General features: G+C 63.0%; 18 protein-coding genes and 3 tRNA genes. 19 read left to right on the forward strand and 2 right to left on the reverse strand.

All coding sequences use genetic code 11. The features are described 5' to 3' along the window. Positions 1–105: 105 nt before the first annotated feature. From AC1DQR_RS26345 to nagZ, 13 genes are all read left to right on the forward strand, one after another. The gene (locus AC1DQR_RS26345) at positions 106–735 is read left to right on the forward strand and encodes a sigma-E factor negative regulatory protein (RefSeq protein ID WP_416049178.1); all 630 of its coding nucleotides are present in this window, start codon (positions 106–108) and stop codon (positions 733–735) included. An 8-nt stretch (positions 736–743) separates the two neighbouring features. Beyond that, complete coding sequence (locus tag AC1DQR_RS26350; protein ID WP_174425092.1) at positions 744–1,817, forward strand: MucB/RseB C-terminal domain-containing protein; 1,074 nt, start codon at positions 744–746, stop codon at positions 1,815–1,817. A 151-nt stretch (positions 1,818–1,968) separates the two neighbouring features. Next, positions 1,969–3,420 (forward strand): DegQ family serine endoprotease, encoded by a 1,452-nt coding sequence (locus AC1DQR_RS26355; RefSeq protein WP_416049177.1) that lies wholly within the window; start codon positions 1,969–1,971, stop codon positions 3,418–3,420. 14 nt (positions 3,421–3,434) lie between these two features. Beyond that, the gene (locus tag AC1DQR_RS26360) at positions 3,435–3,707 is read left to right on the forward strand and encodes a glutaredoxin family protein (protein ID WP_416049176.1); all 273 of its coding nucleotides are present in this window, start codon (positions 3,435–3,437) and stop codon (positions 3,705–3,707) included. 273 nt (positions 3,708–3,980) lie between these two features. Further along, positions 3,981–5,774, forward strand: coding sequence for a translation elongation factor 4 (lepA, locus tag AC1DQR_RS26365; protein ID WP_150983163.1), 1,794 nt, complete (start codon positions 3,981–3,983; stop codon positions 5,772–5,774). 87 nt (positions 5,775–5,861) lie between these two features. Then, the gene (gene lepB, locus AC1DQR_RS26370) at positions 5,862–6,761 is read left to right on the forward strand and encodes a signal peptidase I (RefSeq protein ID WP_174425133.1); all 900 of its coding nucleotides are present in this window, start codon (positions 5,862–5,864) and stop codon (positions 6,759–6,761) included. A 222-nt stretch (positions 6,762–6,983) separates the two neighbouring features. Further along, positions 6,984–7,298: a DUF4845 domain-containing protein gene (locus AC1DQR_RS26375; RefSeq protein WP_477134061.1), complete on the forward strand. Its 315-nt coding sequence runs from the start codon at positions 6,984–6,986 to the stop codon at positions 7,296–7,298. A gap of 1 nt (position 7,299) precedes the next feature. Next, positions 7,300–8,070, forward strand: coding sequence for a ribonuclease III (gene rnc / locus AC1DQR_RS26380; protein WP_020205117.1), 771 nt, complete (start codon positions 7,300–7,302; stop codon positions 8,068–8,070). Further along, on the forward strand, positions 8,067–9,002 hold the full coding sequence (era, locus tag AC1DQR_RS26385) for a GTPase Era (protein WP_174425095.1): 936 nt from the start codon (positions 8,067–8,069) through the stop codon (positions 9,000–9,002). Before rnc ends, era begins: the two co-directional genes overlap by 4 nt. Further along, the gene (gene recO, locus AC1DQR_RS26390) at positions 8,995–9,873 is read left to right on the forward strand and encodes a DNA repair protein RecO (RefSeq protein ID WP_416049174.1); all 879 of its coding nucleotides are present in this window, start codon (positions 8,995–8,997) and stop codon (positions 9,871–9,873) included. Before era ends, recO begins: the two co-directional genes overlap by 8 nt. 30 nt (positions 9,874–9,903) lie before the next feature. Further along, positions 9,904–10,686: a pyridoxine 5'-phosphate synthase gene (gene pdxJ, locus AC1DQR_RS26395; RefSeq protein WP_477134050.1), complete on the forward strand. Its 783-nt coding sequence runs from the start codon at positions 9,904–9,906 to the stop codon at positions 10,684–10,686. Next, a complete protein-coding gene (gene acpS, locus AC1DQR_RS26400; protein WP_416049173.1) occupies positions 10,683–11,126 on the forward strand; it encodes a holo-ACP synthase in 444 nt (147 codons plus the stop codon). Before pdxJ ends, acpS begins: the two co-directional genes overlap by 4 nt. Continuing rightward, a complete protein-coding gene (nagZ, locus tag AC1DQR_RS26405; protein WP_416049172.1) occupies positions 11,123–12,172 on the forward strand; it encodes a beta-N-acetylhexosaminidase in 1,050 nt (349 codons plus the stop codon). Before acpS ends, nagZ begins: the two co-directional genes overlap by 4 nt. A 110-nt stretch (positions 12,173–12,282) precedes the next feature. On the opposite strand, the gene efp is transcribed toward nagZ, so the two are convergent. Continuing rightward, a complete protein-coding gene (gene efp / locus AC1DQR_RS26410; RefSeq protein ID WP_043347839.1) occupies positions 12,283–12,843 on the reverse strand; it encodes an elongation factor P in 561 nt (186 codons plus the stop codon). A 126-nt stretch (positions 12,844–12,969) separates the two neighbouring features. Next, on the reverse strand, positions 12,970–14,172 hold the full coding sequence (gene earP, locus AC1DQR_RS26415; protein ID WP_416049171.1) for an elongation factor P maturation arginine rhamnosyltransferase EarP: 1,203 nt from the start codon (positions 14,170–14,172) through the stop codon (positions 12,970–12,972). A 112-nt stretch (positions 14,173–14,284) separates the two neighbouring features. Here earP and uvrC point away from each other — a divergent pair, with 112 nt between their 5' ends. The 6 genes from uvrC (at position 14,285) to AC1DQR_RS26445 (ending at position 19,659) form a co-directional block, all read left to right on the forward strand. After that, on the forward strand, positions 14,285–16,408 hold the full coding sequence (gene uvrC, locus AC1DQR_RS26420) for an excinuclease ABC subunit UvrC (protein ID WP_416050360.1): 2,124 nt from the start codon (positions 14,285–14,287) through the stop codon (positions 16,406–16,408). Between the two features lie 103 nt (positions 16,409–16,511). Next, a complete protein-coding gene (pgsA, locus tag AC1DQR_RS26425) occupies positions 16,512–17,114 on the forward strand; it encodes a CDP-diacylglycerol--glycerol-3-phosphate 3-phosphatidyltransferase (RefSeq protein ID WP_043347835.1) in 603 nt (200 codons plus the stop codon). A gap of 167 nt (positions 17,115–17,281) precedes the next feature. Next, positions 17,282–17,357, forward strand: a tRNA-Gly gene (locus AC1DQR_RS26430). Positions 17,358–17,436: 79 nt separating this feature from the next. Continuing rightward, a tRNA-Gly gene (locus tag AC1DQR_RS26435) sits at positions 17,437–17,512 on the forward strand. A 104-nt stretch (positions 17,513–17,616) separates the two neighbouring features. Next, positions 17,617–17,690, forward strand: a tRNA-Cys gene (locus AC1DQR_RS26440). A gap of 424 nt (positions 17,691–18,114) precedes the next feature. Beyond that, the gene (locus AC1DQR_RS26445) at positions 18,115–19,659 is read left to right on the forward strand and encodes a methyl-accepting chemotaxis protein (RefSeq protein WP_477134051.1); all 1,545 of its coding nucleotides are present in this window, start codon (positions 18,115–18,117) and stop codon (positions 19,657–19,659) included. Positions 19,660–19,982: the final 323 nt, after the last annotated feature.

Raw genomic sequence — 19,982 nt, forward strand, 5'->3', positions numbered from 1 at the left:
AAATAAATGTCGTGCGGCCAGCGTTGCAGCCTATTCCTGCATCGAAAAACGACAAAGCAGTAGACGGGATTGTCGGTTGTTCAATGGTTTTTCTAGGGGTGGGAAATGGGTCAGGCTCATAAGCAGTCGGTTCATGAAGTGGAAGCAGCGGAGCAAATCTCCGTGCTGATGGATGGCGAGCTGGCGCCGCACGAAGTAAACGCAGTGCTGGACCTTGCGAAAAGTGAGGCAGGCATGGCGAGTTGGGCCTCTTATCAATTGATTGGCGATGCCCTGCGTTCGGAAGAACTGACGCATGCCGGCTCGACCGATGACTTTCTTTCCCGGTTTTCCGCTCGTCTGGACAGTGAGCCGCATGTGCTGGTGCCCGCCGTCGCCAAGGCGTCGTCGGCTCATCGCCTGCTGTTCAAGCCGTCGTGGGTGCGGCGCGTCATGCCGAGCACCGCGATTGCCGCTGCAGTGGCCGCCGTCAGCTGGGTGGTCGTGCCGCAGATGCGCGGCGCCGCCGATCTCGGCACGCCGGATGCGGTAGTGGCGCGTGTCGAACAACCTGCAGCGCCCAAGGCTGGCGGCATCGTGACTGTCTCCGCCGATAACGCGCAGATGATCCGCGATCCCCGTCTGGATGAATATCTTCGCGCTCACCGCGTCTCGGTTGCCACCGATGCGGTAGTGCCGACCATGCGCCAGGTGGCTAACAGCGCAAACTTCTCTCAGGACAATTCGCAGGAATAATGCCGGACATGCATAAAGGATGGTCGCCCGCCAACGTAGCGGGCGCACACAGAATCAGGGCCCTTCGCAGGTCCTTTTTTCTGGCCTTGTGTCTGACTGCGGCTGCGGCAACTGCGCAGCCGCCGGACAATACGCTGGCCCGTCGCGACGCAACGGCCTGGCTCAACAAGATCCATCGCGCGGCCCAGCGCGAGAACTATGTCGGCACGCTGATTTATCAGCGTGGCAGCGTGATGCATGCATCGCGTATCCAGCACTACAGCGATCTCGTCAACAACGAGTATGAACGGCTTGAAACCCTTGACGGCAAGCCGCGCGAGGTGCTGCGCCAGAACGACATCGTCCACAGCCTGATTCCCGAGGCCAAGCTGGTGGTGGTGGAGAAGCAGGAGGCCAAGGATCGTTTCCCGGCGCTGCTGGCCACCAACAAGAGCGATGTGCTCGATATCTACGATATGCGCAAGCTTCCGGGCGAGCGCGTGGCTGGCGTCGAGTGCGAGGTCTTTTCACTCGAGCCGCATGACGCAGCGCGCTACGCCGTGCGGCTTTGGGCGGAGAAGAATTCCGGCTTGCTGATGCGTGCACAGACCCTGGGCGAGGGCGGCAAAGTGCTGGAACAGGTTGCTTTCTCGCAAGTCGATATCGGCGTGCCATCGGAAAAGCAGCGCATTCTCACGGCCATCAAGAACTCCGGCTCCTGGACTCACTATGAGGTGACCAATCATCCGGCCAATATTGCCGATGAAGGCTGGAGCATCGCGGTTCCGGTCAAGGGGTTCCTGAAGATCCGCGAAGTTCGCCGCCCGCTGGGAGAACTGCGCGCGCCGCAGGCCAACCCGCGCGGCAATGTCTTTGAAGTGCTCCAGGTCGTCTACAGCGATGGCTTGACCGGCCTGTCGGTGTTTATCGAGCCGGTTTCCGAGCAGCGCGTGCGCCGCGAAGGCGTTGCCTCGCTGGGTGCCACGCAGGTCGTGGTACGCCGCGTAGCCGATTTCTGGATCACCGTGGTGGGCGAAGTCCCGCCGGCCACAGTGAGGCAGTTTGCCTCGGCGGTAGAATACAAACCACCGAAGGCCCACTAGGCCGGATCGCGGCGTTGCCGCAGGCGTGAACACCGCCTGTGGGCCGCCGCCGATCGGCAACCCTGCTGCCTGTGCTTTCTTCCTCTTTTCGCTGATTTCCCGGGAGTCGACGATGTCACCAAGATCTCCAGCCTTGGCTCGGACCGTGCTCATGGCTGCCATTCTCGCCTTTGCGCCCTTTGTCGCGGAGCTGAGTCACGCGCAGGCCGCCGCGCCGTCCTATAACCTGCCCGACTTCACCGATCTGGTGGAAAAGGCCGGTCCGGCTGTCGTGAACATCCGTACTACCGAGCGCGTGCGCGCGCGCGGCACGCCGGGTGGGACGGAAGATGACGAAATGGCAGAGTTCTTCCGCCGTTTCTTTGGCGTGCCCATGCCAGGTGCACCTACGCCGCCGGGTGCCCCGCGCCGTGGCCAGCCGCCGCAAGGCGAGGAGCAGAGTCGTGGCGTGGGATCGGGTTTTGTCATCAGCCAGGATGGTTATGTGATGACCAATGCCCACGTGGTTGCCGATGCAGAAACCATCTACGTCACGCTGCCCGACAAGCGTGAATTCAAGGCCAAGCTGATCGGCTCGGACAAGCGCACCGATGTCGCCTTGCTCAAGGTCGACGCGACCGGTCTGCCAAAGCTGACGCTCGGCGATTCGGACAAGGTTCGCGCTGGCGAATGGGTGCTGGCCATTGGTTCCCCCTTTGGTCTCGATAACACGGTGACTGCCGGCATTGTCTCCGCCAAGGGGCGCGATACCGGCGACTACCTGCCGTTCATCCAGACCGATGTGGCGGTCAACCCCGGCAATTCTGGCGGTCCGCTGATCAACCTGCGTGGCGAGGTGATCGGCATCAACTCGCAGATCTACAGCCGCAGCGGCGGCTATATGGGTATCTCCTTCGCCATCCCGATCGACGAAGCCATGCGGGTCACCGAGCAGCTCAAGGCGACCGGCAAGGTCACGCGCGGACGCATCGCGGTGGCAATCGGGGATGTGACCAAGGAAGTTGCCGATTCGCTCGGCCTGGGCCGTGCCCGGGGCGCGCTGGTCGGCAGCGTCGAGCCCGGCGGCCCCGCCGAGAAGGCGGGGATCGAGGCCGGTGACATCATCCTCAAGTTTAACGGCCGCGACATCGAGAAGGCGTCGGATCTGCCGCGCATGGTTGGCGACATCAAGCCGGGCACGCGTGTTCCGCTGCAGCTCTGGCGCAAGGGCGCGACGCGCGAGGTGTCCATCACCGTGGCCGAGCTGGATGCGGATGCGAAGGTGAAAACCCGTGGCAATGGCTCGCGCGACGATAGCACTCCGCCGGCGGCCAAGCCCAATGCGCTTGGCTTGATCGTCAACGAGATTCCCGATGCAAAGCTCAAGGAGCTCAAGATCAAGTCGGGGGTTGAGGTCGAGCAGGCGGATGGTCCGGCGATGCGCGCCGGCATTCGCCAGGGCGACATCATCCTGCGGCTGGGCGACAGCGATGTGACCAGCCCTAAGCAGTTCAACGAACTGGTCAAGGGACTCGACAAAGCCAAGATCGCAGCGGTGTTCGTGCGCCGCGGGGATGCCACCCAGGTGCTGACTCTGAGGCCGGGCACGATGTCCTCGCGCTGACCTGCGCCGCCGTCATGGCCCATCTCACACTGTATGGCAGGACCTACTGCCATCTGTGCGAGGACATGAAAATCGCGCTGGAGCCACTCCGGCGCGATTTTTCCTTTGTCTTGCACGAGGTGGACGTGGATGCCGATCCGGCGGCCATAGCCCGTTTCGACGAGCTGGTGCCCGTGCTGATGGCCGGTTCCCCGGCCGGCCCGGACGTGGAGCTGTGCCATTACTTTCTCGACGAAAAGCGGGTGCGAGCGTGGTTGGCCGCACATGTAGGGCCGCGAGCCGGCTAACGGGTGGGAAATGGGACGTTAGATGGCACATAAGTGCGCCTGGCGAATCCTGGTTTGGCTGCGGGGCCAGCGCCGTGGTCCATTTCGCAATACGGAAGTCCTTGAAAATACGGTAAAATCGCACTTTGGCGCAAAGTCTGCGTCACCAACCTGCGGCCGGGATCGGCGTGCGCCCCGCAGGGCGCCAGTTCCAGGCCGTTCATAATTGCTGCGCCGCCCGGCGTGCCCACGCGGGCACATCGTGACCTGAAACGGCGCACCCCTGAGCATCAGATGGACCATATCCGCAATTTCTCGATCATCGCCCACATCGACCACGGTAAATCGACCCTGGCCGACCGCATCATCCAACTCTGCGGAGGCCTGTCCGATCGCGAGATGGAAGCGCAGGTGCTTGACTCGATGGATATCGAGAAGGAGCGCGGCATCACCATCAAGGCGCAGACCGCCGCGCTGAGCTACAAGGCGCGTGACGGCAAGATCTACAACCTCAACCTCATCGACACCCCGGGACACGTCGACTTCAGCTATGAAGTGAGCCGCTCGTTGTCCGCCTGCGAAGGCGCGCTGCTGGTGGTCGATGCATCGCAGGGCGTGGAAGCGCAGACCGTCGCCAACTGCTATACCGCGATCGAACTCGGCGTGGAAGTGGTGCCGGTATTGAACAAGATCGACCTGCCGTCGGCCGATCCCGAAAACGCGATCCGCGAGATCGAGGAAGTGATCGGCATCGACGCGCATGACGCCACACCTTGCTCGGCCAAGACCGGCCTCGGCGTGCAGGACGTCATCGAGGCGATGATCGCCCGCGTGCCGCCGCCCAAGGGCGACCCCGCGGCCCCGCTGCAGGCCCTGATCATCGATTCGTGGTTCGATAACTACGTGGGTGTGGTGATGCTGGTGCGCGTGGTCAACGGCACCCTCAAGCCCAAGGACAAGGTCCTGCTGATGGCCACGGGCTCGCAGCACCTGGTCGAGCAGGTCGGCGTATTCTCGCCAAAGTCGCTGCCGCGCGAATCGCTGCAGGCAGGGCAGGTGGGCTTCGTGATCGCCGGCATCAAGGAATTGAAGGCCGCCAAGGTGGGTGACACCATCACCACCATGGCGCGCAAGGCGGCCGAGCCGCTGCCTGGTTTCAAGGAAGTCAAGCCGCAGGTGTTCGCCGGCCTGTACCCGGTGGAAGCCAACCAGTACGAAGCGCTGCGCGAATCGCTGGAAAAGCTCAAGCTCAACGATGCATCGCTGCAGTACGAGCCCGAGGTGTCGCAGGCGCTTGGCTTCGGCTTCCGCTGCGGCTTCCTGGGCCTGCTGCACATGGAGATCGTGCAGGAGCGCCTGGAGCGCGAATTCGACATGGACCTCATCACCACCGCACCGACGGTGGTGTATGAGGTCGACATGCGCGACAAGACCAAGCTGATCGTCGAGAACCCGGCCAAGATGCCGGACCCGAGCCGCATCGAGAACATCCTCGAGCCCATTGTCACGGTCAACCTGTACATGCCGCAGGCCTACGTCGGCTCGGTGATCACGCTGTGCACGCAGAAGCGCGGCACGCAGATCAACATGAGCTATCACGGCAAGCAGGTGCAGCTTACGTATGAGATTCCGATGGCGGAAATCGTCATGGACTTCTTCGACCGGCTGAAGTCCGTGTCGCGCGGCTACGCCTCGATGGACTACGAGTTCAAGGAGTATCGCGCCGCCGACGTGGTCAAGGTGGATATCCTGATCAACGGCGACAAGGTCGATGCCTTGTCCGTGATCGTGCACCGCTCCAACTCGCAGTACCGTGGCCGCGAAGTCGTGTCCAAGATGCGCGAGATCATCCCGCGCCAGATGTACGACGTAGCTATCCAGGCCACCATCGGCGTCAACATCATCGCGCGCGAGAACGTTAAGGCGCTGCGCAAGAACGTGCTTGCCAAGTGCTACGGCGGCGATATCTCGCGCAAGAAGAAGCTGCTGGAGAAGCAGAAGGCAGGCAAGAAGCGCATGAAGCAGGTGGGTTCGGTCGAGATTCCCCAGGAGGCCTTCCTCGCGATTCTGCAGGTGGGCGACAAGTAAGCCGGCTGGGCCGCGCCGGCACTGCCGGCAGGCTCCTGGCAGTGGTTGACGCGGACCCTATCAAAACAACACGACGATCTAGCCGACATGAATTTTGCACTGATCCTTTTTGTGCTTGTGGTTATTACGGGCATTGCCTGGGTGGCCGACAAACTGGTGTTCGAGAAGCAGCGGCGGCTTTCCGCCCAGTCCGCGCTGGCCGAGTTCGATGCGCGCAAAGCTGATCTCCAGGGACGCTACGGCGTTGGCGAGATCGACACGTCGCGTAGCCGCCTCGCCGAGGAAAAGCTGCGCCAGCCTTGGTGGCTGGAGTATTCGGCAAGCTTCTTCCCGGTGATCCTGGCCGTGTTCGTGCTGCGCTCTTTCGTGGTCGAGCCGTTCAAGATCCCGTCCGGTTCGATGATCCCGACGCTGCTGATCGGCGACTTTATCCTGGTCAACAAGTACGACTACGGCATCAGGCTGCCGGTGGTGAACAAGAAGATCCTCTCGGTCGGCGACCCGAAGCGCGGCGACGTGATGGTGTTCCGCTACCCGAAGGATCAGTCCCTCGACTACATCAAGCGTGTGATCGGCGTGCCGGGCGATGTGGTGAGCTACCAGAACAAGCGCCTGACCATCAACGGCAAGGCCGCCGATTACAGCCCGCTGCCCGATTACCTGGATGAAGAACGGCTTTCGTATTCGAAGCACTTCCGCGAGAAGCTGCCCGACGGCCCGGAGCACGGTATCCTCAACGACGCCGACCGGCCGCCGTTTGTCTCCGGCGCGGACCCCGATTTTCCGTTCCGCGAAAACTGCACTTACAATCAGCAAGGGCTGACCTGCAAGGTGCCGCAAGGTCACTATTTTGTGATGGGCGATAACCGCGACAACAGCCTGGATTCACGTTATTGGGGCTTCGTGCCCGATCAGAATATTGTCGGCCGGGCATTCCTGATCTGGATGAACCTCGGCAATATCGGACGCGTGGGGGCGTTCAAGTAAGCCTTCCGCGGCGCGAATAAATCACTCCAATCAAGCGAGGGAAAGCGCAACATGGGTCAACAGGGTCAGAGTGGTCAGAAGGGTCAGGCTGGTCAACCGGCACTGGCAGAACAGGCAGAACAAGCCGAGCAGTCGGATCAATCGCGTCGGGAGGTTGGTTCAAAGAGGGGGAGGGCGCGTCTGACAGGGCGGTATAAGGTGCGCGGATTCTCCCTTGGCAGCTTGCTGATCGTCATCTTGATCGTCGGAGGCATCGTGATCCCGGCGGTCAGGGCGATCCCAAGCTTGCTGGAGTATTTTTCGATCAAGCGCGCCATCAGTTATGCCAAGCAACAGGCATCCAACAAGCGCGAAGTGGCCGATTATTTCGCCAAGCAGGCACAGATTGACCGTATCACCGCTGTGCGCAGCGACGATCTGGACATTCACGAGGACGACAATGGCACGATCCGCTCGGTGGGTTTTTCCTACCGTAACGAGGTGCCGTTATACGGGCCTCTGAGCCTTATGATTACCTATTCGGGAACGCAGTACTGACATGAACCTCGATGCCTTGCAGCAACGCCTCGGCTACCGCTTCAGCAAGCCAGAATTGCTGCAGCAGGCGCTGACGCACCGCAGCCACAGTGCCTTGCACAACGAGCGCCTGGAATTCCTGGGCGATTCGGTGCTGAACTGCGCCGTGGCCGATATGCTGTACGGCATGTTCAGCAAGCTCGACGAAGGCGATCTCTCCCGCGTGCGCGCCAACCTGGTCAAGCAGCAGGCGCTGTATGAAATTGCCCAGATGCTGCAGTTGTCCGAGGCGCTGCGCCTGGGTGAGGGCGAATTGAAGAGCGGCGGTTTCCGCCGCCCTTCGATTCTTGCCGATGCGCTGGAAGCCATCGTCGGCGCCGTATTCCTCGATGCCGGCTTCGAAGGCGCGCGCACGCTGATCCGCAAGCTCTACATCCCCATCCTCGAGCAGGTGGATCCGCGCACGCTGGGCAAGGATGCCAAGACGCTGTTGCAGGAGTATCTGCAAGGCCACAAGATAGCCCTGCCGCAATATAACGTGATCGCCACCCATGGCGCCGCGCATAATCAGCAGTTTGAAGTCGAGTGCACCGTGCCTAAACTGGAAGTGCGGGTGTTCGGTACCGGCGCGTCGCGCCGTGCCGCCGAGCAAGCCGCCGCCAAGCTGGCGCTCGACGAGGTGCAAAAGCTCGTGCCCCAGTTGCTCAAGCGCAGCCGGGCCGAGCGTACCGGCAAGACGCGCAAGCAGCCGGTGCCGCCCGATCCCCAGTTGTCTCTCAGGTTGAAGGAATGACCGAATCTACCAATCCGCAGCAAGACGCCGCGGGTACCCCAAGCGCAGCCTTTCGTTGCGGCACCGTGGCTATTGTCGGGCGTCCCAACGTCGGCAAGTCCACGCTGATGAACGCGCTGGTTGGCCAGAAGGTCAGCATCACCTCCCGCAAGGCGCAGACCACGCGCCACCGCATCGTTGGCATCCAGACCACCGAGGACGCCCAGTTCGTCTTCGTCGATACGCCGGGTTTCCAGACCCGCCATGCCAGCGCGCTGAACCGCTCGCTGAACCGCGCCGTTACCTCGACCCTGTCGTCGGTGGACCTGGTGCTGTTTGTGGTCGAGGCCGGCTACTACGGCGCCGACGACGAGAAGGTGCTGTCGCTGCTGCCCAAGAAAGTGCCGGTGCTGCTGGTCACCAACAAGCTGGATCGCCTTGGCGCGGACCGGGCTGAGGTGATGATGCCCTTCCTGGAAAAGATGGGGCACCAGTTCCAGTTCGCGGAAGTGGTGCCGATGTCGGCCAAGACGCACGATCACATCGAACGCCTGCTCGCCATCATCCGGCCTTACCTGCCGGAAGGCGAGCCGATGTACGACGCCGACTCCATGACCGATCGCAGCGAGCGCTTCATGGCCTCGGAGATCATCCGCGAGAAGGTGTTCCGCTGGACCGGTGACGAGTTGCCCTACACCAGCACGGTCATCATCGAGAAATTCGAGACCGAAGGCCGGCTGCGGCGCATCTTTGCCACCATCCTGGTCGAGCGCGACGGGCACAAGGCCATGATCATCGGCAACAAGGGTGCCAAGCTCAAGACCATTTCCACGGAGGCCCGCATCGACATGGAGAAGCTGTTCGACGGCAAGGTCTACCTGGAGATGTTCATCAAGGTCAAGAGCGGCTGGGCCGACAACGAAGCTGGATTGCGCGCCTACGGCTATGAGTGATAGAGCGGGCGGGCCTGCCCTGAAGGCCCGCCGCATTGACCCGGTGGTGGAAGAAGCCGCCGAACTGCTGGGCAGCCATGCTGTGCCTGGCATGGCAGTGGCGGAGCAACGCGCGATGATGGATCGCGCGTTGCGCATTGTGCCGGCGCGTACCGAGCTGCGCGTCGCCAACCAGCCCGGCTTCGTGCTGCATGCCTGGCCTTACCGCGAAACCAGCCTGATCCTCGACGTGTTCACGCGTGACCACGGGCGCGTCGCCATGGTGGCCAAGGGCGCCAAGCGGCCGCATTCGGCGCTGCGCCCGGTACTCCAGCATTTCCAGCCGATCTCGCTGTCATGGAGCGGCCGCGGCGAGGTCAAGACGCTGACGCGCGCGGAGTGGGTTGGCGGCATGCTGCCGCTGGCAAGCGACGCCTTGCTCTCGGGTTTTTATCTCAACGAATTGCTGTTGCGCTTTTGCGCCCGCGAAGACGCCCACGTTACCCTGTTTCGCCAGTACATGGCCACGCTGACCCAGCTCTCGCACGGCGAGCCGGCCGGACTGGTGCTGCGCGGATTCGAGCGTGTGCTGCTGCAGGAAACCGGCTTTGCGGTGGCTTTCGATGAGTGCGCCAATTCCGGCGAGACGGTCGAGCCGGAGCTGGACTACGTCTACCAGCCCGAACGGGGCGTGCGTCGCGCGCAGGCCAGCGATCCATCATCCTGGCCGGTGGTTTCCGGCCAGACGCTGCTCGACATGTCGCAGGACGACTATAGCCGTACGCAAACTGTCACGCAAAGTCGTGCCCTGATGCGCTTCCTGCTGCATTATTATTTGCAAGGCGCGCCGCTGAAGACGCGCCAGATTTTGATCGACCTGCACTATCTCTGATTTGTTTCCGAGCCTTTAGAGCCCACCCGCATGATCTTCCACGCGCATCCCGGCGTCATCGACCTTGGCGTCAATATCGACCACGTGGCCACGCTGCGCAATGCGCGCGGCACGGTCTATCCCGATCCGATCCAGGCAGCGCTGCAGGCCGAGCAGGCCGGCGCCGACCTGATCACGCTGCACCTGCGCGAAGACCGCCGCCATATCCGCGACGCTGACGTGCACGCGCTGCGCTCGCTGCTGGCCACGCGCATGAACCTGGAGTGCGCGATCACCCAGGAAATGCTCGACATCGCCTGCGGGATCCGTCCGCAGGATGTCTGCCTGGTGCCCGAGCGGCGCGAGGAAGTCACCACCGAAGGCGGCCTGGACGTAGCCGGGCGCTTCGAGCAGGTCAAGGCCGCCTGCCGCCAACTGGCCGACGCGGGCATTCGCGTCTCGCTGTTCATCGATGCGCAGGTCGAGCAGATCGAAGCCGCTGCCGCTTGCGGCGCGCCGGTGGTGGAACTGCACACCGGGCGCTACGCCGATGCGCATTCGGCCGAGGAGCAGGCTACCGAGCTGCGCCGCGTCGCCGAAGGCGTCGATGCCGGCGTGCGGCTTGGCCTGGTGGTCAACGCCGGCCACGGCCTGCACTACACCAATGTGCAGCCGGTGGCCGCGTTGCATGGCATCAAGGAACTGAATATCGGCCACGCCATCGTCGCGCACGCGGTCTTTGTCGGCTGGCAGAATGCCGTGCGCGAGATGAAGGCCATCATGGTCGCCGCGCGGCTGGGCACCACCTATCCGCGCCCGGACGCCGCAGCGTGATCTACGGCATCGGCACCGACATCATCCAGATCGATCGCGTGCAGGGCGTGATGGAGCGCACGCGCGGCCGGTTTGCCGAGAAGGTGCTCGGTCCGCAGGAACTCCAGAAGTACCACGCCCGCAAGGCGCGCTCGGAAAAACGCGGGCTCGCTTTCCTGGCCACGCGTTTCGCCGCCAAGGAGGCCTTCTCCAAGGCGATTGGCCTGGGCATGCGCTGGCCGATGACCTGGCGCGCGATGGAACTGCTGAACCTGCCTTCCGGCGAGCCGTATCCGCATTGCCACGGCGAGCTCGACGCCTGGCTGCGGGAGCGCGGCCTCGTGGTGCGGGTCAGTGTCAGCGACGAACACGATTATGCGGTCGCTTTTGCGATTGCCGAGCCGGGCGGCGCTGGCGTCAGCCTGCCGCTTGCCTCCCAGCCTAGTGAAGAATTCAAATGATCAAGAAGATTTCCGGTAAACGGCCGGGTCCGGTTGTACTCGATGTCAAAGGCAAGCAACTCGATGCGGACGATGTCCGCCGCATCTCTCACCCGCTGACCGGCGGCGTGATCCTGTTCGCGCGCAACTTCGAGTCGCGCGCGCAACTGCAGGCACTGACGCATGAGATCCGCACCGTGCGCGACGATGTGCTGATCTGCATCGATCACGAGGGTGGCCGTGTGCAGCGCGCCAAGACCGATGGCTTCACGCACCTGCCGGCTATGGCCCGGCTTGGCGCGTTGTGGGACCAGGATGTGCTGGCGGCAACCAAGGCGGCCGTGGCCTGCGGCTACGTGCTGGCGGCCGAATTGCGCGCCTGCGATATCGACCTGAGCTTCACTCCCGTGCTCGACCTGGACTACGGGCTCAGCGCCGTGATCGGCGACCGCGCCTTCCATGCTGACCCGCGTGTGGTGACCATGCTCGCCAACCACCTGACCCACGGCCTGCTGCTTGCCGGCATGGCCAATTGCGGCAAGCACTTCCCGGGCCACGGCTTTGTGGCCGCGGATTCGCATGTGGCCGTACCGGTGGACGAGCGCGGCCTTGACGAGATCCTCTCGCAGGATGCGCGCCCTTACGAGTGGATGGGGATGACGCTGTCGTCGGTGATGCCGGCGCACGTGATCTACCCCAAGGTCGACCCGCACCCGGCCGGCTTCTCGCGCTACTGGCTGCAGGACGTGCTGCGTACCCAGTTGGGCTTCGAAGGCGTGATCTTCAGCGATGACCTGAGCATGGAAGGGGCCAGCGTGGCAGGCACGGTGACCGAGGCCGCGCGTGCTGCCTTGGGCGCCGGATGCGACATGGTGCTGATCTGCAACCATCCGGAGCGGGCCGACCAGCTGCTGGATGAGCTCGATGTGCGTATCGGCAAGACCTCGCAACGCCGTATCCGCCGCCTGTTTGGCCGCCGCAAGCCGCTGGACTGGAACAAGCTGATGCAAGAGGCGGAGTACGCCGCCGCCATGGGCGTGCTCAAGCGCCACAGCTTGATTGCCTGACGCTGCATGCGCCGAAGGCCGGCAAGTGGCAGGGAATAGAAAAGGGCAGCCGAAGCTGCCCTTTTTCCATTGCGCCACCCGCGCTGCGGATGACGGCGAATCAGCTGCGCTTAGTTTGCGCGGCTGCGGTATTCGCCGGTACGGGTGTCGATTTCGATCTTGTCGCCGATGCTGCAGAACAGCGGCACTTGCAGCTCGAAGCCGGTGTTGATCTTGGCGCCCTTGAGCACCTTGCCCGACGAGGTATCGCCCTTGACGGCCGGCTCGGTGTAGGTGATCTCGCGGACCAGCGTGGTCGGCATATCCACCGAGATGGCCTTGTCGTTGTAGAACACCACTTCGACGGTCATGCCGTCTTCGAGGTAGTTCAGCGAGTCACCCATGCTGTCCTGCTCGACTTCGTACTGGTTGAAGTCGGTATCCATGAACACGTACATCGGGTCGGCGAAGTACGAGTAGGTGCATTCGCGGCGTTCCAGCATCACGACTTCAAACTTGTCGTCAGCCTTGAAGACGGATTCACCCGGGGCTTCCGTCAGCAGGTTCTTGTACTTCATCTTGACCACGGCGGAGTTGCGGCCCGACTTGTTGTACTCAGCCTTCTGCACGACCATCGGGTCGGTACCGATCATGAATACGTTGCCGACGCGGAGTTCTTGTGCGGTTTTCATCTGAACTATTTCCTGAAAAAGAATGTCTCGGAATTCGGTATGGCGAAGGCGCTCTGCCGACACACTGCGCGCAAGCTTGCGCGGGGCGTTTCCGTCTTCCGGCCTGGTCACCATCAAAATAACCCATTATTTTACCCGATTTTCGCAGAAGGCCACGAGATTTGCGGCCAGGTCGCCAAGGTGCTGCAGGCTGCGCTGCCACTGCTCGGTGGCGGCACCCAGCACGGGCAGATGGGCGCGCAGGCGCGACCAGTCAGGTGATTCACCATCCTTATTCCAGCTGTGCCAGAAGGTGGAAAGTGCATTGGCAACCTCAATCTGGCCGCTTTGTTCCAGCCGATGCCGGAACAAAGCCAGGAAGGCATCGAGCTTGACCATGTGCGCCGCGTCGGATTGCGGGTAGATATGCCAGACAAAGGGTCGGCCAGCCCACTGCGCGCGCACGAACGAATCCTCGCCACGCACGAAGTTCAGGTCACATAGCCAGAGCAGTTCATCGTAGTGCTCCTGGCGCACAAAGGGCACCACCTGCATGGTCAGGTTGCCGCGCTCGAAGGCGCTGCCGGGCATGCAACCGGCCGCTCCGAACCATTCGCTTGCCTGTTGCGCCGCCAGGCCGGCTGGAACCAGGCACTGGACGGGGTCTGGGCCATCCCGCCATTGCGCGAGCAACGCCGGCAACGCAGCGTTGGCATATGCGAACAGGCTGACTTTCAGGGCGCCGTCGATGGGCTGGAAGCCAAGGCGATGCCAGAGCGCCACTTGGGCCGCGGGGCTGGTGCGCAGATGCTCGCGCTGCATGCCGAGCATGGCTTCGCGCAGCAGGCCGCCCGTGCCGGGCTCGAAGCCGGGGAAGAAGAAATACTTGACCAGCGGCAGGCGCGGGTGGGGCGAGGCCATGCCGTGGTGTTCCCTGACCCAGGGCTCGGCGCTCATGTATTCGAGATTGATCCAGGCCGGCTTGGGCTCGCATGCAGCCATGGCGGCCAGGAATGTGGCCGGCAGGTCGCAGGCGAAGGACTCGATCACCGCATCGTGCGGCGTGACCCCCGCGAAGCGCGCGGCGCTTTCCTCGGCGCTTTCCTGGTCCGCGCGCCGCCACGGGCGAATCGTCACGCCGGCAAGCACTTGCTCTGGTGCGGTGACGTCGAGGCCTGGCGCAAGGCGCGCGAAGCTGGCCAGGTCGTCCACCCACAGGCGCACGGCGTGGCCGTGTTCCTGGGCCAGTTGGCGTGCCAGCCGCCAGCAAACGCCGATATCGCCATAGTTGTCGATGACGGTGCAGAAGATGTCCCAGGAGCGGATGGCGCGATCGGGCTGAGTGGGCATGGTGGCGGGACTCCGCAAGGATTTGCTCTAAACTTGCGATTTTAGAGCTTGTTGCGCCTTGGCCCTGCCGGGCATGCGCGCCACCAGCCAACCCACGGTCAATTCGCTACCGATGTCCCAGCAGGAACCTGAAACCCACGATCAGGGCGCGTCCGCCTCCACCCAGCCGGATGGGTTGCCCGAGCAGCCGGCCAAGGCGTCCTTGGCGGCCCCTGCCGAACCTGTGTCGGACGCGCCATTCGACGCCAAGGCCGTGATTGCGCAATTGCCCGGCCTGCCCGGGGTCTACCGCTACTTCGACGCCCAGGGCAATGTCCTTTACGTGGGCAAGGCGCGCGACCTGAAAAAGCGCGTCTCCAGCTACTTCAACAAGACGCTGCTGTCGCCGCGCATTGCCATGATGGTGGCCAAGATCGTGCGCATCGATACCACGGTGGTGCGCACCGAGGCCGAGGCGCTGCTGCTGGAGAACAACCTGATCAAGGCGCTGGCGCCGCGCTACAACATCCTGTTCCGCGACGACAAGTCGTATCCGTTCGTCAAGCTGACCAGCCATCGCTTCCCGCGCATGGCCTACTACCGCGGCGCCACCGACCGCAAGCATCAGTATTTCGGGCCTTTCCCAAGTGCTGGCGCTGTGCGGGAGAGCATGCAGATCCTGCAGCGCGTGTTCCAGTTGCGTACCTGCGAGGACACTGTCTTTACCAATCGCACGCGGCCATGCCTGCTGCATCAGATCCACCGCTGCACCGGGCCTTGCGTGGGCGCCATCAGCGAGGCGGATTACACGCGCGATGTCAGCAACGCGGCACGCTTCCTGCAAGGCCGTCAGAACGAGGTGCTCGAAGGCTTGCAGGCGAAGATGGAAGAGCACGCCGGGCGGCTGGAGTTCGAGCAGGCGGCGGCGGTGCGCGACCAGATCGGCGCGCTGTCCACCGTGCTCAAGCGGCAGGCCGTGGAGGAGGTCGGGCAGTCCAGCGACATCGACGTGCTTGCGGTAGCGGTGGAGGGTGGCCGTGCGTGCGTCAACCTGGCGATGGTGCGCGGCGGCCGCCATCTTGGCGACAAGGCCTACTTCCCCGCGCACGTCGAAGAGGGCGCGATGATTGTCGGGCACCAGGATGAGGATGCCGGTGCCAGCGCGCCGATCGAGCCGGGCGAGTCAGGTGGCGAAGGCGCGGCAGGGCCCGGCGGCCCAGCCGGCATACCGGTCGAGCGCATCGCGGCCGAGGTGTTGTCCGCCTTCATGGCGCAGCACTATCTGGACCAGGCCGTGCCGCCGATCCTGGTGGTGAGCCACCTGCCGCCAGACAAGGCCCTGTTGGAGGCATTGTCGATGCAGGCGGGGCGCAAGGTCACGCTGGTGCGCCAGCCGCAGGGGCAGCGCCGGTCCTGGCTCGAGATGGCGCAGAAAGGCGCCGAGCTGGCGCTGTCGCGCCGCCTGGCTGAGCAAGGCAGCCAGCAGGCCCGCACGCGGGCGCTGGCCGAGACGATCGGCATCGACATGGAAGACCTCGCTTTGCTGCGGGTCGAATGCTTCGACATCAGTCACACCGCTGGCGAGGCCACGCAAGCGTCTTGCGTGGTCTTCCACCATCATGAGATGCAGAACGCCGAGTACCGCCGCTACAACATCCAGGACATCACGCCTGGCGACGACTACGCCGCCATGCGTCAGGTGCTGACCCGCCGCTACCAGAAGCTGGTCGAGATGCTGGAGCAGGCGCAGGAGCCCGTCCCCGAGGGTGGTGAGCAAGGCGGCGAGGCGGGGGCGTCCGGTGCGCTGGCGCTGGTGCCGAACGTGGTGCTGATCGATGGCGGCAAGGGCCAGGTGGAGGTTGCGCGCCAGGTGTTCGAGGAGCTTGGCCTCGATATCGGGCTGTTGGTCGGCGTGGCCAAGGGCGAGGGCCGCAAGGTCGGGCTGGAGACGCTGATCTTCGCCGATGGCCGTCCTTCGCTGGAGCTGGGGCAGGGCAGTGCGGCGCTGATGCTGGTGGCGCAGATTCGCGACGAGGCGCACCGTTTTGCCATTACTGGCATGCGCGCGCGCCGCGCCAAGGTGCGCAACACCTCGCGGCTGGAGGAGATCGAGGGCGTCGGCGCCCGCCGCCGGCAGAAGCTGCTCACGCGCTTTGGCGGCTTGCGCGGGGTGGTCGCGGCCAGCATCGACGAACTGGCTAGCGTCGATGGCATCTCGCACGCGCTGGCCGAGGAAATCTATCGGCAGCTACATTGATCCGGCCAAATCCGACGCCCGTGTGGCAGGAAATGCTCGACCATCGTTGAAATAGGCGACAATCTCGGCGTTGCCCATTGCCGTCGTTTCGTTCCGAGCCCCCATGCCGCTGAATATACCGATCCTGCTGACCTGGCTCCGTGTTGCCATGATTCCCCTCGTGGTGGGCGTGTACTACCTGCCTGAAGCATGGCTGCCCATGCATGCCAAGAACATGACGGCAGCCGGTTTCTTCATCGTGGCCGCGGTCACCGACTGGCTGGACGGTTTCCTGGCCAGGCGCTGGAACCAGACGTCTTCGTTCGGCGCCTTTCTCGATCCTGTTGCCGACAAGCTGATGGTGGCGGCCGCGCTGCTGTCGCTGCTGGCGCTGGGCCGGGTGGCCGACCTGATCGCGCTGGTGATCATTGGCCGGGAGATCACCATCTCCGCGCTGCGTGAGTGGATGGCGCAGATCGGGGCGTCGAAGAGCGTCGCGGTGAATTTCCTCGGCAAGCTCAAGACCACCTTCCAGATGATCGCGATCCCACTGCTGCTCTTCAACGATAGCCTGTTCGGCATCGTCGATGCTTCCGTGCTGGGCGCATGGCTGATCTACGTGGCGGCGGTGCTGACTCTGTGGTCGATGTTCTATTACATGAAGCTGGCGTGGCCGCAGATTCGCGAGCGCAGTGGCCTGAGTGGCGAGGCCACCGCACAAAAGTGATGGTTCGATGAAAAATATGCTTGACGACCACGCCGCTGATTTGCAATAATCCTGTTCTCGCTTCTGACGAAACAAACCGAACGAAGCGAAAAGCAGCAAGAATATAGCGAGATGTGAGCTGTATCGGCACGGAAGCTGTGTTTTAAGTAAGAAGTTAGCAGGATCCTGCGGGAGTAGCTCAGTTGGTAGAGCGCAACCTTGCCAAGGTTGAGGTCGCGAGTTCGAGCCTCGTCTCCCGCTCCAGGTTTCGGTTAAATTTGGAAGTCCACACTGTTTGTTTTGTGGTTCCAGGTTGGCACGCAGAGTAGTCAAAGTAGTCAATGCGGGAGTAGCTCAGTTGGTAGAGCGCAACCTTGCCAAGGTTGAGGTCGCGAGTTCGAGCCTCGTCTCCCGCTCCAATCCCAAAGGGAAGCACCGCTTCCCTTTTTGTTTGTGATGGTAGTGCGCAAGCGCAGCCCGGCAGGGTCTGGCGAATGCGGCTACAATCCAGCAGCCGTCACCCGGCGGGGTGGCAGAGTGGTCATGCAGCGGCCTGCAAAGCCGTGTACGCCGGTTCGATTCCGACCCCCGCCTCCAGTATTTTCAAGCACTTAGCGCTACCCTAACCGGTGGCGCTTTTTGCTTTCTGGCGATCCGATCACCGGCGCCATTTGCGCCGGCAGTTCCCTCCTCCTTCCCCTTCTCCTTTTCCCCTCAAATTTCCGCGAGATTGCCCGTCTCGGTGCTTTTTTGTCGTTCATCCTCTTCGATTTTTAGGACAAGTCCTAATATCGTCGCTTATTTTTGTTGTATTTCCCAATTCTGTTTCAGCTATTCCAGCGGCTGCCGTAAAGGCGGATGTGAGGGTCGTCCAAAAGACGGCTCACCGGATTCCGAGATTGTTGCAAGCGCGCTTCCAAAACAGACTGCCTGACCCCGTTCTCGTTACCCACGGGCGTCATTTCATCGTCCACCTTTATTGGAGAATCGGTGCCGCCCTCGCGCGCGCCGACATTGCGCCATGAACATCACTCAACGCCTGTTAGGCACCCTGTCGCTGGCCCTGGTTGCCATGCTTGCCGTCGGAGTCGGCGGCATCTGGCAACTCCGCGAGTCGCAGGAGCGTTTTACCTACTTCAATGACAACACACTCACCAGCGTTCGCATGCTGAGCGACCTGCGCGACACCGTCAGCACCATGCGCGTGTCGCTCTACCGCTATGCCTTGTCGCCGAATGCAATCGGCCGCTCGGACGCCGTGAAGAATTTGGCGAAGGCGGACGAGATCTTCGACAGCACAGTCGCAACCTACGAGCGCAGCGATATTTCCGATGAGACCGACCGCCAGATGCTGGAGGCGGACCGCGCCGCGGCGAGGCAATATCGCGCGGAGCGGGAGCGCTTCCTGGAGCGCTTCGCCGCCAACGACGATGAAGGTGCGCGTGGCATGCTGATGGGGGGCTCGCTCTTTGTCGCGGTCTCGGCGCTGCACTCCGCCATCAACAAGCACGTGGCGTACAACGCGGGTCTGGGCGAGCACGTTGTGGCGACCAACGGGAAGGCGTACGGACTGGCCTTGACAGTCTTCTCGGCGATCATTGCCTGCGGCTTTCTGGTCACCGGTACGCTTGGCTATTCGCTCTACCGCCGCATTCACAACAGCCTGGCCGAGATTGAGCAGACCCTGCGCTATGTGAGCGAGTCGCTCGACCTCGATCGCCGTGCTTCGGTGTGCCATGAGGATGAGATCGGGCGCACGGCGATTGCCTTCAACCAGTTGATGGAGCGTGTGGCGTTGGCACTGCGTGAAGTCCGCTCGTCGACCGACTCGGTCAGCACGGCCGCCCATCAGATTGCGGCGGGCAACGCAGATCTGTCTACGCGTACCGAGCAGCAGGCGGCATCGCTGGAGCAGTCTGCCGCCAGCATGGAAGAGTTGACCACGACCGTACGCCAGAATGCCGACAATGCGCGCCAGGCCAGCGGCCTGGCGGACAATGCCGCCGAGGTGGCGGAGCAGGGCAGCACGGCCGTGCAGCAGATGGTGGAAACCATGGGTGCAATCAGCACCAGTTCCACCCGTATCGCGGAGATCACGACCTTGATCGAAGGTATCGCCTTCCAGACCAATATCCTCGCGCTCAATGCGGCGGTCGAGGCCGCACGCGCCGGCGAGCAGGGCCGCGGTTTTGCGGTCGTGGCCGGCGAGGTACGCAGCCTGGCCCAGCGTTCGTCCAGCGCGGCGAAGGAGATCAAGGATTTGATCGACGCCTCGGTGGACACGGTTCGCCAGGGCTCGGCGCAGGCCGAGGGTGCGGGCAAGACCATGAGCGAGATTCGCCAGGCTGTGCGGCGCGTCTCCGACATCATCGGGGAGATTGCCGCGGCGTCGAGCGAGCAGAGCACCGGGATCGAGCAGATCAACCAGGCCGTCGGGCAGATGGATCAGGTCACGCAGCAGAACGCAGCTTTGGTGGAGCAGGCGGCAGCGGCTGCGCAATCGCTGGAAGAGCAGGCCGACAAGCTGCGCGATACCGTAGCGACGTTCCAGTTGGCCGGGCGGTAGGATTTCAAGGCGGCGGGATGGCAGGGCGGCGGCGCACTTCTGCGGGGATGGGGGCACATCCTGCCCCGATTCCGCGCTTTGCCATTGTGGTGATCGTGTTACATTCCATGTTGTAGTCTTCACGGGGCGTTCAGGGGATATCCGACCTGAACAGCGTGCCATCGTCGTCCGCTTGGACTCATGCCGCGCTTTTCGCCTCCAGGCTGCCGTAAAACTCCCGTTCCCGTTTTCCCTCAATCAGTGCGGTACCTCTCGGTTTGTGCCTGGCGTTCAACGCCGCAGCGCGGCCCAGAGGTCGCCTTGTGGTCCCCGCCATACGGCCG

The sequence above is a fragment of the Cupriavidus sp. 05L411 genome (assembly GCF_056398045.1).

What these genes read in the sequence shown, in the direction of transcription:
- pgsA (WP_043347835.1), top strand. Translation starts at nt 16,512, where the DNA reads ATGCCGCTGAATATACCGATCCTGCTGACCTGGCTCCGTGTTGCCATG.
- efp (WP_043347839.1), bottom strand. Translation starts at nt 12,843, where the DNA reads ATGAAAACCGCACAAGAACTCCGCGTCGGCAACGTATTCATGATCGGT.
- AC1DQR_RS26355 (WP_416049177.1), top strand. Translation starts at nt 1,969, where the DNA reads ATGGCTGCCATTCTCGCCTTTGCGCCCTTTGTCGCGGAGCTGAGTCAC.
- uvrC (WP_416050360.1), top strand. Translation starts at nt 14,285, where the DNA reads ATGTCCCAGCAGGAACCTGAAACCCACGATCAGGGCGCGTCCGCCTCC.
- AC1DQR_RS26350 (WP_174425092.1), top strand. Translation starts at nt 744, where the DNA reads ATGCATAAAGGATGGTCGCCCGCCAACGTAGCGGGCGCACACAGAATC.
- rnc (WP_020205117.1), top strand. Translation starts at nt 7,300, where the DNA reads ATGAACCTCGATGCCTTGCAGCAACGCCTCGGCTACCGCTTCAGCAAG.
- AC1DQR_RS26345 (WP_416049178.1), top strand. Translation starts at nt 106, where the DNA reads ATGGGTCAGGCTCATAAGCAGTCGGTTCATGAAGTGGAAGCAGCGGAG.
- lepB (WP_174425133.1), top strand. Translation starts at nt 5,862, where the DNA reads ATGAATTTTGCACTGATCCTTTTTGTGCTTGTGGTTATTACGGGCATT.
- AC1DQR_RS26445 (WP_477134051.1), top strand. Translation starts at nt 18,115, where the DNA reads ATGAACATCACTCAACGCCTGTTAGGCACCCTGTCGCTGGCCCTGGTT.
- era (WP_174425095.1), top strand. Translation starts at nt 8,067, where the DNA reads ATGACCGAATCTACCAATCCGCAGCAAGACGCCGCGGGTACCCCAAGC.
- AC1DQR_RS26360 (WP_416049176.1), top strand. Translation starts at nt 3,435, where the DNA reads ATGGCCCATCTCACACTGTATGGCAGGACCTACTGCCATCTGTGCGAG.
- lepA (WP_150983163.1), top strand. Translation starts at nt 3,981, where the DNA reads ATGGACCATATCCGCAATTTCTCGATCATCGCCCACATCGACCACGGT.
- recO (WP_416049174.1), top strand. Translation starts at nt 8,995, where the DNA reads ATGAGTGATAGAGCGGGCGGGCCTGCCCTGAAGGCCCGCCGCATTGAC.
- nagZ (WP_416049172.1), top strand. Translation starts at nt 11,123, where the DNA reads ATGATCAAGAAGATTTCCGGTAAACGGCCGGGTCCGGTTGTACTCGAT.
- pdxJ (WP_477134050.1), top strand. Translation starts at nt 9,904, where the DNA reads ATGATCTTCCACGCGCATCCCGGCGTCATCGACCTTGGCGTCAATATC.
- earP (WP_416049171.1), bottom strand. Translation starts at nt 14,172, where the DNA reads ATGCCCACTCAGCCCGATCGCGCCATCCGCTCCTGGGACATCTTCTGC.